The organism is Kordiimonas gwangyangensis DSM 19435 = JCM 12864 (assembly GCF_000375545.1).
Lineage (GTDB): Bacteria > Pseudomonadota > Alphaproteobacteria > Sphingomonadales > Kordiimonadaceae > Kordiimonas > Kordiimonas gwangyangensis.
The window spans coordinates 1,039,701-1,053,240 of sequence record NZ_AQXF01000001.1; the positions used below are offsets into that span (position 1 = coordinate 1,039,701).

Sequence of the window (13,540 nt, forward strand, 5' to 3'; positions counted from 1 at the left end):
AATGAAAACAATGTCTCCAGCAAACACGCCAGCCACCCCTACCACCAGCTTTATAACGCTGCTGTTGGGTCGGCATAACCGCAACAGAGTTTATCTGCTCGCGTGGCTTTTAGCGGCTGCGCTTTCAAGTGTCGCGACCATTGCGCTCGTCACATCCACCGTCGCGGGTGGCACCGAAAATGGTGTCGATTTCCAGTCGCTCGGCATGTTCCTGATCATTGCGGCCGTGTTGATCTACAGTCAATTCAATGTCACCGGTCTGACGGTTGACACTTGCGAAACCGCCGTCGAAATCCAGCGGCGCGAATTTGCGCTTGCGATCCGCTACGCAGATCTGAAGACGGTCGAGGCTCTCAGCACCACCAAGCTCTATGGGCTGTTGAACCGCACTACGGCAATCCTGACCGAAGCCGGACCCCCTGTCATATTTGCGCTGATCACCGGCGGAGTGACCACCTGCATTGGCCTCTACACGCTTTACCTGTCGCCGCTGACCTTCATTGTGATCATTGTCACGGTCGCCGCGACCGCCTTCGTCGCGCGCTACTACATCGAGAGTGCAGCGCCTGACGTCTACAAGGCGCAGGTCACCGAACGTACCTACATGAACCTCTTCATCCAGCTTCTGGATGGGTTGAAGGAAGTGAAGCTCAACGGTCGGGCGGGGGATGATCTGCAGACCAATTATATCTCGGCAGCCGCTGCAAAAACCCATGCGGAGAAAGACAGCGCCTCCCGTACCTCAAGCAAAGCCTATATGACGATCTATGTCGGCTTTTATGTTCTTGTTTCCGCCATCGTCTTCGCGGTGCCTCAATATATCGATAGCGCGGAAACGGTCAGCAAAATCACCTACATCGCCATTTTCCAGATCGCGACGCTGAACATTGTGCTGCGTGCGATTCCCATGCTCTCGCGCGCCAATCAGGCGTTGGCGGAGCTTGAACAGGTGAAAGCAACCCTGCGCGATGCCCGTCAAGGTGATGGGGCGGATGTTGCGGCGCTGGCGAGCTTCAAATCCATTGCGCTGGAAGACTGTACGGTATCCTTTGATCCGCGCGGGGGAGTACCTGGGTTTGGCCCCGTGTCCGTTAAATTTGAGCCGGGCCAGATCATCGCGGTCAATGGTCCAAACGGATCCGGTAAAACCACCCTGTTGCGTTTGATTTGCGGGCTTGTTCATCCCGGCAGTGGCCGTCTGCTTGTGGATGGTGAAGAGTTGCATGAGAACCAAGGAAGCGCCTACCGCAGCCTGTTTGCCGCTGTTTTTCTCGATAGCCACCTTTTCGACCGGTTTTACGGGGTGAGCGAAGAGGAAAAGCAAGCTTTCTACGAGACAGTGGTTGAGCTTGGTATTGATGAAGGCTTGGTGGCCACGGCCGCGGATCTCAAGCGTCACTTCTCACCGGCTCAAAAGCGCCGGCTTATGCTGGCGTTCGCCCTGGTTCAAAAACGGCCCGTGCTTATTCTTGACGATATTGAAGCCGGGCAGGATGAGTGGTTCACAAACAAGCTGCATAACGACATACTGCCACGCCTCAAGCAGGCAGGAACAACCGTTGTGCTGGCGGTTCACCGTGAAGGTGCCCTGACAGAAATGGCTGACCAGATTATCAACCTCCGCCCGCAACCGGCGGGGCCAACACAGACCGAGAATTCTCTATGACTGCCGAAGCGACAAGCACACCGACACCGCCAGCCAAGAAAGCTCGCAGGAAATCACCGCCGAAACATATGGTGCATGTCATTGGCACCATTCTGGCGATCGGGTTTCTCCTGCTGGTGTTCTGGCGCTATATATTTGTGACCATTCTGCCCGGTAACGTGGGCGTTCTCTACAGCTGGCTTTTTGGCGGTACCCAAGTCTATTCGGAACTGGGTGAAGGCTTCCACATGAAGCTGCCGTGGAACAGGATCTATGTTTTCGAGACCCGGGTACAGGCGGCAAATGAAGAAGTTCTCGCGCTCAGTGCCGAAGGTATGGAAGTCCGTGTGAAACTGTCAGTGCTTTTCCGGGTGAAAAGCGACCAAGCTGGTGAGTTGTTGCAGGGTATCGGACCAGAGTACCGCGAACGTGTTGTCATTCCGCTGACAACAGGTGCGGTGCGGGAAGTACTGTCGCGCTACAATTCAGTTGAGCTCTATACCAGCAACTACAAACAGCTGGAAAATGACCTCTACCAGATTGTGAAACTGTCTGAATATTCCCAGTATTTTGAATTTACAGACCTCATCATCCGCGAAATTATCATTCCGCCAGCTATCGCGAACTCTATCGAGGAAAAACTGGTGCAGGAACAAGTTGCTGCGTCCTTCACCTTCCGCCTCGAAGCTGAGCGGCAGGAGGCGGAGCGGCTTCGGATCAAGGCGCTTGGGGTACAAAACTTCTATTCGATTGTCTCCGGCGCGCTTAACAAAAACCTGCTGACATGGCGCGGCATTGAAGCAACTGTGGAACTGGCGAAATCGCCAAACTCCAAAGTCGTAATTGTCGGCTCAGGTGAAAAGCAGTTGCCGCTGATCCTCGGCAGCGACATCCATAACCTGCAGCAGGCACCACCAATCAAATCAATGTCTGAGTCAGACGCACCGGCGCTCGATTTTGAGAATCTGCCGCAACTTTTCCCGGAAGATGAGAGTTCAACAACCGGCGTACAAAAGCCAGCGACTGGCGTTGAAGGCGACGGATCGAAAAAAACAAAGCCGGCAGGAACTCAGCCCGAGGGGGCAGGCCATACAAAGGCGCAGAAGGTTGACGCCACGAGTGCTGAGGCCGATGGCCTCATTGCGCCAAATGAGGTCGCTGACGGGTTGACCGACACAACAAATACGGACGGCATGTTGGCGGAGAAGAATCAGAACGATGGCCTGACCAGCCCAACAGACATCAACGAGGGCACACGGTCGCAGCCAGCTGCGCTGGTTAATCGGCAAATTTCAGAATCAAACCCCTATTCAGCAGGGCTCACATCCAACAGTCTAGGAGCGAATATCATGCTTCCCTTCCTTCTCGTTATCTATCTGTTCCTGTGTATCGTTGTTGCCTATTACGGCCGTCACCGCCGCTTCGGATTCGCAGGGGTGTTTGCCATCAGCATTTTGCTGACTCCCTTCCTCGTATTCCTGCTGTCGATCGCGCTGGATGATGATCACCGGGTGAAGAACAAGCGCTGATACCTGTTAGCACTTCGCCGTTAGCCGAGCCCCGATGCGAAATGCGCTATTGTTGGGGCCGCTAGGCTGTCCGCATCTGGCATAGGCCAAAATCACGAATTTTTGGGGAAAAGAACAAGGGCCCAGGAAATGCTTCCTGAGCCCTTTAAATCTTGGTGGAGCCGATCGGGATCGAACCGACGACCTCTACACTGCCAGTGTATACCAATGTAAAGTTGCCTATTGTTTTGAAGTGGTTTTAAACGACTCTAATTATATAATGCTTTGAATTTATTGAATAAATATTATTTTACTTTTTTGGTCTGTTAACGCCGATCCGTCTCGAATTTTGCTGCCAAATAAAAAAAGTTTAAAAAATGGTCCCATTTTTTTTATTGAAAAAATTTTGATATTTCAAGTTTTGATACCTATACAAACTAGAGCTGAGGCTCAAATGAGATGAGCTTTGACACCCAGCAGTCTGTGGAAAATTCCGGTGCTGAACCGCCTGCAATCAAGAACCCGACCCACCTCATTCGACCGATGCAGTGTTCATAGTTCCTGTATTGGTCTGCGGAGCCGCATTTGAACAGCCTCCGAGATTCTTACCACCACTTCTTCAGGCAGGTCCTGTAGCATTTTTGTCCTGGCGCGCTCGGCCGCGCCATCGGCGGCCTCCTGTATCGATGCGTAGATTTCCTCGATCTCGCCGGGGTCCATCGCGGCTGCCTTGCCACTTTGCAGAAAGTGCCGAGGATAGATGGTGTCGATAGGATAATGCCGTCTGTCGCCAACCGCCATAGCCAGCTTCATCTCCTGCCGGCGCAGTTCATGCCGTGCCAGATTGGGCTCGGCCGACATGATGTCGTAAAAAGGAGTCATCCGGTATCCGCCGCCCGGCGCCAGATACAGGCTGAAATTCTTGGCATGCCCGTCAGTTGCCCCCAGGAGCCAAAAAAGCATCTGGGCTTTGAGGAAATGCCGGCGATCCTCATCGGCATAGTCGCTGCCGCCCAATAGATGCAGGCATTCGCCGATACCGGGTCCGCCTTCATTATTGTATTTTCGGGTCGCCGGCACGCCAAGAGCCTGGCAGAAGTCTTCCTGCGGCAAGCGCAGCAACCGGCCATCTTTTGTGTGGCGCCGGTCAAACCTCTCCACGACCAGAACGCGCTTGTCCTCGAAATCGATTATCTGGCTACCTGCCACATCGAGGCCAAACTCGGCGCACAGTGTGAGGCAAAAATGCTCATTCTCAACGCTGTCCGACATATCAAGGCCGTTCGGCAGCTTACCGAGTTGGGGTTTGAGAATGTGGGTGGTCGGTGTGCCCCCTTTCGGTATTTGCCATCCGTTCGTCCATAGAAGAGCCGTCTTCTCCTGAACCCCTGCAAGCGAGATTCGGAAGTCGCGGTCTTTGTCTGTGCGGATGCCAAGCGGCGCCGTTGCCAGATTGCGGATGATGCCGGCGACTGCTGCGTCATCCACCGGTTCCCCTTCGGGGGGACCCGGCGGTGCAATATCGTCTCCGTCCGGTACGAACTGCAGGGCTCCCACACAATCCCGGCCGATTTTATCAAGCATGCTGAAAGCGTCCGTGCCCTCAGCCCCGACCCTTTCGGCAACTTTGCGTCTGATGGGATCGTTCTCGGGCAGCAGATTGTCAAAATAAGCCAAGACGGGCGCGCCGACATAGCGCTCTTCGCGAAGAGGCAAGGACAGGGAAACCGGGATAGCCCGCCGCATATCCGCAAGCCAATCGGCTGCATAGGTGAAGCTGACGGCACCGTTGTTCGAGCGGTCAAGATTGCCCATATGTCGGCCATTGAGGGCGACCAGGAGGCGGGACGTCCTTTTTTGCCGCGCCATCAGAACAGGTCCTCAATATCCTGGGGGGTGCTTTTGCTGCGCGGCTGCAATTGGATTTCAAGATCAAGCACGCGCATAAGCTCAATGATGGTACTGAGCTTTACCGTCTCGAGGCCGTTCTCGACCTGAGAGACCGTGCTCTGCCTGAGACCAGCACGCTGCGCGAGCGCTGCTTGTGTGAGATTGTGCTTACGACGCCGACGCCGGAGCGCGATCCCGATATCCTTGGCCGACCTGACAAGCTGATGATCCATAATTGCCTCATATGATCAGTTAAGACAGCATATACGCTACAGCGCATATTTTTTCAATATACGCTATAGAGTATAAAGTAGAAATATGCGCTGTAGCGTATAGAGAGCGTGCTTGACACCGACTTTGATGGCTGATGTTCTGGTGATGATCCGCGTTCTGGGCCGAGTTGCCCGCCGAGGATAGGCACTGCAACTGAGGAAATTATCGCCAATCAGTGGCAGGGCCCGAGGAGGCAATTGATTGCAAATATTTGCGAATAGTATTGCGAGGCAGTCCTGCCTGCCGTGCAATCTCCCAGATCGATGGAGCTAAGCCCAATCGCTTCTAACGAAGTATAACCAAGTATATCGCAAGCGGACTATACATAGTTATACTTGTGTATATTCATGTGCAAGGTTACTCAAAATTGGATGCACACTGGCACGGTAGGCATGGCGGTCCACCTTACGGGGCAGCGAGCAGCAAATTTCAGGTGTGTGGGCATCATATATGAATGCGGCGCCACCTTCGGGAACTTCCTCAAGATGTCCAACTTTATGCCACATGAGGGTTACGATGCCTTGTCTGAGAGCTTCCTTGGTACCGATTTCCATACCTTGAATGTGTTATGGTATTGGTATGGTATCCTTTTCGGTACCCTTCAACAAAAAGGTATCGATTTCGATACCTTGCTTCGGTCGAAAGCTGAAGCAGGTGCCGTTTTCAGAACCAAGGCGACGACTATGTCTAGAGTTCAAGCGAGGGGTTGGCCCAGCGAATGGGTCACTACACTATAAACCCCAAGGTAAGGGGAAAAGGCAAGGCGAGACGAGCCTCCGTTCTCTGGATCGTGCGCTACCTCCAGGCTCATCACAGCGGCAGACCCTACCTTCCAACTGGAAAGAAACCAATTCTCGGGTCTTCCGCCAAGCTACCTTCGGGTTGAATTTATGGCTGCTCGTATTCATCTCTCATGCATGCGCCATGATGTTTTACTCGCTGGGACATTGATGCCAATGTATTTCTATTAGGCGCAGCGAGCTCTGAGATATGTATGAAGATTGAGGCCTGCGATGCCGAAGCTACCGAACAAAATTCACCCCAACCACCGGGTAGTATCTGTAGCTGGGGATGGACGAACGTTTGTCTGTGGCGATCTTCATGGATGCTACGATGAGCTCCTGCAGGAAATGCATTATGCTGGCTTCGATAGAGCCCGGGATCACCTTATCGTTCTTGGCGATTTGACGGACCGGGGCATCAAGAATTATGAATGCGTCAAATTGCTTGCCGAGCCCTGGTTTCATAGCGTGCTCGGCAATCATGATGAAATGATGCTCAATGCCGTCAATCCTCGCTCCGATAAACATTTCTGGCGCGTCAACGGGGGCGGTTGGTTCGATCTGTTGAATGAAGAGCAGCAGGAAGAAGTGCAACATCTCTGTGACCACTATGTCGAGCGCTTACCGCTCAGCATGACCTTGATACTGCCTGACGGTTCCCAGATTGGCCTCATGCATGCCGATGCCCCAACTGATTGGTACGCCGCGGCAGAGGGGCGCCAACCACGCATGGAAACCCTATGGGGCAGAAGGCGCATTAAGGACAAGGATCAGACTTCAGTTGCCAACGTGGATCTCGTACTGGTCGGCCATACGTCCAATAACGCCATTTTGCGCTTGGGGAACGTAATCTACCTGGATACAGGCGCGGGCTTCAGAAATGGACGGCTCACCATGGTTGAGATTGGCCAGTCCCTCGAAGAGTTTGAGGCGAACCTTCAGCAGCGGATCGAGTTGGACCGAAACCGCAACTTTCTGCCCTTCACTTATGAGCCAATTGGCGACTATGAAACAGGATAGCCAGATGAAAACATTTCTCTGCATTGATTTGGAAGCTACCTGCTTTGATAGGGAGACCCTTGGTCGTGATCTTACGGTCGAAGATATGGAAACGATCGAAATCGGCGTGATTGCCCTTGATGAGGCCGGGGAAGGTGTTGGTGAGTTTCATTCATATGTCAAACCGGCATATACCGAGGTTTCTCCTTACTGCACGGACGTAACCGGCATCACGGCGCATACGCTGGCTGACGCACCGGGTTTTGCCGACATGATGGAAGCACTGCGACGGTGGTTGTCCGGTTTACCGGCGTCGCCAGATTGCTGGTATTCCTGGGGCAACTATGACCTGAAGCAGCTCGAACTGGACGCGAGTATCAAAAGATCCAACCTTGTTCTTCCTCTGCCGCCACACCGGAATGCCAAGAAGCTGTTCCAGAAACAGCATATCCGCAAAGGCAGGCAGGTCGGGCTTTTGAAGGCCTTGGAGCTGGTCAACCTGACCTTCGAGGGCCGACATCATTCGGCCCTTGATGACGCACGCAATGTCGCGAGGTTATTTGAATATTTTCACAATCCTGAAAAGCGTATTAGGTCTGTTACGTGCAGATAATTAGGTCCGAACTGTGTCGTTGGTCGTGCTGAACCTTGACTACCTGTTGCCCTTGACCTGACGCTCGATCCAAGCGTAGGTCTGCTTCAGGCCTTCGGAAAGCGGCAGGTTCGGTCTCCAGCCGAGTTTCTCTTCGATCAGGCGGTTATCTGAGTTGCGGCCGCGCACGCCAAGCGGCCCATCGATATGCCGCTTCCTGAGCGGCTTGCCGGCAATCTCTGACACCATGTCCACGAGCTGGTTGATGCTGACCATCTCGTCGGAGCCGATATTGACCGGGCCTTCGAAATCGGAACGGGTCAGGCGCAGGATGCCTTCGACACATTCGTCGATGAAGAGGAAGGAGCGGGTCTGCGTGCCGTCACCCCAGATTTCGATCTCGCCACCTTGCGCCGCGGACGCCACCTTGCGGCAGATAGCCGCCGGGGCCTTTTCCTTGCCGCCCGTCCATGTGCCTTCGGGGCCGAAGATATTGTGGAAACGTGCGACACGGCACTGCATGCCGAAGTTTCGGTTGTAGGCGAGGTAAAGACGCTCGCTGAAGAGCTTCTCCCAGCCGTATTCGCTATCGGGGGCCGCCGGGTAAGCAGAATCCTCGGCGCAGTTCGGGTTGTCGGGGTCTTCCTGGTTATAGGCCGGGTACATGCAGGCGGACGAGCTGTAGAACACACGCTTGATGTTCCGCTTGTGACAGAGATCCACTACATTGAGGTTGATGGTCGCGCTGTTGTGCATGATGTCGGCATCGTGCTGGCCGGTGAAGATATAACCGGCGCCACCCATGTCGGCCGCAAGCTGGTATACTTCATCAAAGCGGCGGTCGATGACCTCGCGGCAGATCGACTGCTCGCGTAGGTCTCCGATGACAAAGTCATCCGCTTCGGTTTCGGCAAATTCAGGGAACTTCAGGTCGACACCGCGAACCCAGAAGCCTTCAGCCTTCAGCCGTTTTACAAGGTGGCTACCGATAAAACCGCCCGCTCCAAGGACAAGAGCCTGCTTTTGCATTATTAAATCCCCATCAATAAATATAACCGACCCGGTGCCAACGCAGATTATCCGCCATCACCGGTCAGGACAACTGCCTCGTCGTATTTTTCCGCAGGGCTGCCCATCCTTTTGTCACTTAATAGTACCCTAACGGGCGGAAGTCCAACCGCAAAAAATATCAATATCAATATTGATAAGAATGGCTTTACATATGGCTAGCTCGAGCAAAAATTAATCGGCCTCGTCATATGAAACGGATACCAGGTAAGCGACCAGCTTTGGGAGACTGGAATTATCGGATTTGGCTGGGTGGGTTAGACGCAAAAGCCCGATACCATCCTGGTGATGCGCAGAAATCTTTTGCGGACGTGATCTAAAGTCGCTCTCTGAAAGCCATGGGTTGTGCAGCTTCCATCTGTCCCTGGACGCCTTGAAGTCCGGACCTTCGGGGATGTCGATTTCCATTCTCCATCTCCCAACGGGAATCTCGGGCAGGAAAAATTCGACGATTTCGGCGGCAAACATTGGATCATGAATTCGATATGATCGTGCGTCTGGCGATGATGCCAACAGAATGGCTTTCATAAATCTTTCGATCTCTTTCGCTGACCAGCAGTCCAATTTTGCGTGCATGCCACGGCAAACCCGGTCGAGTTCCGTTTTCACTCGATTATCGTTCCGTGCCCGGAGACGAATGGAGGCTTCTTTGGCTTTTCCAAACAGCCGAGAATTTCCGCGGCGCGTTCTAAGGGATTGGAGCTCGATGGCATTTTGGTGCCACTTTTCGATCACTTCCCTGTCCACGTCGTATTGGAAAGCCAGATCTCGCGCTTTGGAGCCTTCTTGCAGCGCGCGTAAGATCTCATCAACCAGCATTAAGTCATGCTTGGCCTGTGTCGTGTGACTCTCTTCTGAACCAATTGAGAAAAGCTTCTGGTCGGCGGGCAACACAAATGGATGTGATGAAGCGATGGCGGGTACCTTGTGCCGAACCAAATATTGATGGCGCTCAGTAGAGTCGAGGTCTGCGATCTTCGAACCTTGTACACCTGCGATTTGGGCCAGTTTGTCGGTACCAATTTCCAGCGGCTGCCTTTGAAGCTTGGAGAAAATGATTAGGTCAGAGAGATGCAAATAGCTCAGCATCGTCTCCCTGGGGCCAGCATGACCGGCAAAGGCCGCGAGTGTGTAATAAAGGCCCATGCGGTTGTCGAGGTGACCCACCAAGTATTTCCGAATTGCTTCCATTTTTTCCACCGATAAGCCAGCAATCATGTGTGCAATTTCGGCCTCGCCCTCAAGCGTTGCGTGCAGGCAGGACAAGCAGCTATGGCGCAGGCTATGAAAAACGACATCTGCATCACCCGTGACTTGCTCAATTGCCTGGGAGAACATTTTGGAAATTTGCCCTCCATGGTACGGCGCTCCTGTGCTGCCAAAGGAAAAGACAGGAAGGTTGCGGTTTGTCTTTCTGGCATATTGTGCCATCAGCGATTTAAACTCACCCATCTCCCTATCATCGAGGAAAACGCCTAGGTTTATCTGCCGCCGGCCAGCGCGCGATTTATTGTTGCCGAATTGATTGTCCCGGATCGAAATGACACAGTCTTGTGAGCTCTCCACATCTTTCAATTGCAGCTTCACGAGTTCAGTGCGACGCATGCCGGTGCGATACGCGAGCATGACAAAAAGAGAGATTTTTCGCCTTTCTCGCGCACTGGGCTCACCGCTTGTCATTAAATCAATTGCTGCCTGAATGAACGCACTTTTTCCGTTTATGATACATTAATTGCTCCTTGCAATAATCCTATTATGTCAGGTGGATCAGCAAGTTGCTGACCAGCAGTACGTTTCGTGAGGTACGCGGAGGTCTTTCTCGAGGATTGTTTTTGGCTTTTTGGGCTTTGTCCGCCATTATATGGTAGCTCTCGGTCATGCCCGTGAGCTTCTGCCGGTTCTTCGCTCCAGCTCGCAATCGGACATATTTCACTATGAAGCGATTTGCTACTTATCTCTAGTCAAGTGGCTTCCTTAATCGCCAAGGAACAACTTGCAACACCATGTCATGTTGGAATTATTTTTTATGGCGAACACCTGATGATATGCTTGGATACTGTGAGCCATCTTTGCGGAGCATGATGACTAGACACCTAAGGGCTGTTCAGTTGGTGACTGGGCGGCAACTCACAAAGCACTCGGCTAACGGATAGACAAGTGATTGACCAGCCATATTCAAAACGTCCAGTCGGTGGATTACGCTACCGCTTTTTTATGTTATACTTTTTACTTTTAGCTGTGCCCTTTCCTCTTGCTAGCAACCGGCCGGTATTTCAGTGGTTCTGGGTCATATATATAGCGATACTATCTCTCTGGCATTTTTCACTTACGCGTCCATCAGAACGTAAGAATAGTGGCTTTGTCGCAACCTTTCTACTAATCTCAATAGCAATCGTTGTCTGGACATGGACTGATATGGTCCTGGGCACTACCGCCACCCCGCCGGTGTCGCTACCTAAACCAGAGGTCGGCACATCGCTGGAGTTTGTTACGGGCCATCGAGGAATATCTGTTTTATTCCTGCTATCCCACGCCATCTGGTTTGCAGTTATCTTCGATATTTCGCGTTCCATCCGCGATGCTAAGTACATTGTCCGCTTCATCGGTATTACTTGCGCGCTTTATGCCTCATATGGTCTTGTGGCCTATTTTGCTGGCAATAGCACAGTCCTCTGGTACGAGAAATGGGCGTATCACGAGAGCCTTACCAGCACTTTTGTGAATAGAAACAGTTTCGCTGCCTTTTGCGGCCTTGGACTGCAAGCCCTTCTCGCCTATGCTTTTTGTAGCCGAGAAACGAACGAAGCCGGCTTTAGATCGCACATGATTGCCTTTCTACAAGTAATGGCAGGTAGTGGAGCGATACTGATCCTTGCTATATTCGTTACTGCTACTGCTCTTATATTAAGCGGGTCAAGGGCGGGTATGCTAAGCAGTTTTATTGCAACCACAATATATTTTGTGGCATATCTTGTGCATTCGGGGACCCAAACTCGTTCAATGATACGATCCATCACTGGCTCGGCGTTGTTCCTGCTTGTTGTCGGCCTTATGCTCGAGATCAGTGGCGACAGTATCCTTGGTCGTTTTCAACAGCTTGATAATGCAGACCAGCGGTTTTTTGCCTACCCTCTAATTTTGGATGCTATCAAGCACCAACCTCTATCAGGATACGGTTTCGGAAGTTTCATCGATGTTTTCAGGGTTTTCCGCACGCCTGAAATGTATTCGTTTTTTGACCGTGCCCACAGTGACATTTTAGAACTGGTAATGACAGTAGGACTCCCCGCTGCAATACTTATCTTCTGGCTAGTCTGCCACATTTTGTACCGCTTGTTTCGCGCTCTAAAGTCTTCCAACAAATCGCGTCCACTGATATTGCTGGGAATCACTACGAGTATACAAATTGGCCTCCATTCACTAGTTGATTTTTCGCTACAGATGCCAGCGGTTTCCTATACCTATCTCGCCATCTTGGCCACAAGTCTGAGTGTTTCGGATCGGACGAACTGAATAGCCCTAGTCTCTGAATAGCCCCTAGATTTCTAGACACCTTGCTTGGTAAAAATGAAGCAAGGAGTTGATGTATGTCGTCAGGTATTCGTTATACGGAAGAGTTCAAGCGAGATGCGGTCGCACAGGTGGTTGATCGGGGCTATTCGGTTCTGGAAGTTGCGACGGGGCTGGGGATTAGCACCAAGTCGCTCTATGACTGGAAGAAGTGCTATCACAAGCCAGAGCGACAGATCCGGCAGGAAGCTGCGGAGGCCGCCGAAATACGCCGACTGAAGGCGGAACTGGCCCGGGTTACCGAGGAACGGGACATCCTAAAAAAGGCCACGGCGTACTTCGCAAGAGAAGCCAAGTAAAGTACGCCTTCATCAAAGCGCACCGGGGCCTTTTCCGGGTGCGCGTGATGTGCCGCGTGCTGCTGGTGCAGCATAGTGGCTTCTATGCCTGGCTGCGCTCGCCGATGAGCAACCGGGCCAAGGATGACAGACGTCTTACCGGCCTGATCAAGCAGGTATGGCTTGAGAGCGGCTGTGTCTATGGCTACCGCAACATCCATGATGATCTGCGGTCCATCGGCGAGACCTGCTGTCCGAAGCGGGTATGGCGATTGACCCAGCTGGCAGGCATCAAGGCACAGGTCGGTTACCGTCGTCGGCCCGGCAGCTATGGCGGATCGCCAGCAATCGTGGCCCCCAACCATTTGTAGCAACAGTTTGATGCAGCGCGGCCTGATCAGACCTGGGTGACGGCTTGCGAAGCAGACGTTTACGTCACATCACCTATATCAAGACCCATGAAGGCTTCCTGTATCTGGCTGTCGTGATTGATCTCTATTCTCGCCGCCTAGTCGGCTGGTCGATGCAGTCCCGCATGCATATGGATCTGGTTCTGAGTGCACTTCTAATGGCCGTTTGGCGGCGTAAACCAAGATCGAAGGTGATCATCCATTCAGACCAGGGAAGCCAGTTTACCAGTCATGAGTGGCAGAAGTTCCTGCAGACCCACAATCTGGAAGCCAGCATGAGCAGACGGGGGAGCTGTCACGATAATGCTGTCGCGGAAAGCTTTTTCCAGCTCCTCAAGCGGGAACGGATCAGGCGACGGACGTATCGGGACCGCACAGAAGCTCGGCAGGACGTCTTTGATTACATCGAGTTTTTCTATAACCCAAAACGCAAGCATGGTAACAACGGTCTGCTGTCGCCCGTCGAGTTCGAACGGCAGCAAAATTGGAAAGCCCAAGGTGTCTAAGAAACTAGGGGCTATTCAG

9 protein-coding genes and 1 pseudogene are annotated in these 13,540 nt (G+C 52.6%); 6 read left to right on the forward strand and 4 right to left on the reverse strand.

What is annotated here, in order from left to right:
* Nucleotide 1: 1 nt before the first annotated feature.
* Nucleotides 2-1,666 carry an ATP-binding cassette domain-containing protein gene (locus B150_RS0104835; RefSeq protein ID WP_020398765.1) on the forward strand — a complete coding sequence of 555 codons (1,665 nt, stop codon included), beginning with the start codon at nucleotides 2-4 and terminating at the stop codon, nucleotides 1,664-1,666.
* Nucleotides 1,663-3,174: a prohibitin family protein gene (locus B150_RS22150; RefSeq protein ID WP_020398766.1), complete on the forward strand. Its 1,512-nt coding sequence runs from the start codon at nucleotides 1,663-1,665 to the stop codon at nucleotides 3,172-3,174. The genes B150_RS0104835 and B150_RS22150 overlap by 4 nt, the downstream gene beginning before the upstream one ends.
* Nucleotides 3,175-3,705: 531 nt before the next feature.
* Here the strand turns inward: B150_RS22150 and B150_RS0104845 are convergent.
* The gene (locus B150_RS0104845; RefSeq protein WP_020398767.1) at nucleotides 3,706-5,022 is read right to left on the reverse strand and encodes a type II toxin-antitoxin system HipA family toxin; all 1,317 of its coding nucleotides are present in this window, start codon (nucleotides 5,020-5,022) and stop codon (nucleotides 3,706-3,708) included.
* Complete coding sequence (locus tag B150_RS0104850) at nucleotides 5,022-5,276, reverse strand: helix-turn-helix domain-containing protein (protein ID WP_020398768.1); 255 nt, start codon at nucleotides 5,274-5,276, stop codon at nucleotides 5,022-5,024. Before B150_RS0104850 ends, B150_RS0104845 begins: the two co-directional genes overlap by 1 nt.
* Nucleotides 5,277-6,329: 1,053 nt before the next feature.
* Here B150_RS0104850 and B150_RS22985 point away from each other — a divergent pair.
* Both B150_RS22985 and B150_RS19800 read left to right on the forward strand, forming a co-directional pair.
* Nucleotides 6,330-7,118, forward strand: a complete 789-nt coding sequence (locus B150_RS22985) for a metallophosphoesterase (protein ID WP_020398770.1) — start codon at nucleotides 6,330-6,332, stop codon at nucleotides 7,116-7,118.
* Between the two features lie 4 nt (nucleotides 7,119-7,122).
* Complete coding sequence (locus B150_RS19800; protein WP_020398771.1) at nucleotides 7,123-7,710, forward strand: 3'-5' exonuclease; 588 nt, start codon at nucleotides 7,123-7,125, stop codon at nucleotides 7,708-7,710.
* Nucleotides 7,711-7,749: 39 nt separating this feature from the next.
* Here the strand turns inward: B150_RS19800 and B150_RS0104870 are convergent, their stop codons facing one another.
* Nucleotides 7,750-8,718, reverse strand: a complete 969-nt coding sequence (locus B150_RS0104870; RefSeq protein WP_020398772.1) for an NAD-dependent epimerase/dehydratase family protein — start codon at nucleotides 8,716-8,718, stop codon at nucleotides 7,750-7,752.
* A gap of 213 nt (nucleotides 8,719-8,931) precedes the next feature.
* A complete protein-coding gene (locus B150_RS0104875) occupies nucleotides 8,932-10,437 on the reverse strand; it encodes a tyrosine-type recombinase/integrase (protein WP_026168207.1) in 1,506 nt (501 codons plus the stop codon).
* A 477-nt stretch (nucleotides 10,438-10,914) separates the two neighbouring features.
* Here B150_RS0104875 and B150_RS0104880 point away from each other — a divergent pair, with 477 nt between their 5' ends.
* On the forward strand, nucleotides 10,915-12,270 hold the full coding sequence (locus B150_RS0104880; RefSeq protein WP_155859929.1) for an O-antigen ligase family protein: 1,356 nt from the start codon (nucleotides 10,915-10,917) through the stop codon (nucleotides 12,268-12,270).
* 74 nt (nucleotides 12,271-12,344) lie between these two features.
* Nucleotides 12,345-13,521 (forward strand): annotated as a pseudogene (locus tag B150_RS19805) (IS3 family transposase).
* The last annotated feature ends 19 nt before the right edge of the window (nucleotides 13,522-13,540 follow it).

Bases quoted from the DNA above. Each gene is read 5' to 3' on its own strand.
- B150_RS0104835 (WP_020398765.1), top strand. From the start codon at position 2: ATGAAAACAATGTCTCCAGCAAACACGCCAGCCACCCCTACCACCAGC.
- B150_RS22150 (WP_020398766.1), top strand. From the start codon at position 1,663: ATGACTGCCGAAGCGACAAGCACACCGACACCGCCAGCCAAGAAAGCT.
- B150_RS0104845 (WP_020398767.1), bottom strand. From the start codon at position 5,022: ATGGCGCGGCAAAAAAGGACGTCCCGCCTCCTGGTCGCCCTCAATGGC.
- B150_RS0104850 (WP_020398768.1), bottom strand. From the start codon at position 5,276: ATGGATCATCAGCTTGTCAGGTCGGCCAAGGATATCGGGATCGCGCTC.
- B150_RS22985 (WP_020398770.1), top strand. From the start codon at position 6,330: ATGCCGAAGCTACCGAACAAAATTCACCCCAACCACCGGGTAGTATCT.
- B150_RS19800 (WP_020398771.1), top strand. From the start codon at position 7,123: ATGAAAACATTTCTCTGCATTGATTTGGAAGCTACCTGCTTTGATAGG.
- B150_RS0104870 (WP_020398772.1), bottom strand. From the start codon at position 8,718: ATGCAAAAGCAGGCTCTTGTCCTTGGAGCGGGCGGTTTTATCGGTAGC.
- B150_RS0104875 (WP_026168207.1), bottom strand. From the start codon at position 10,437: ATGACAAGCGGTGAGCCCAGTGCGCGAGAAAGGCGAAAAATCTCTCTT.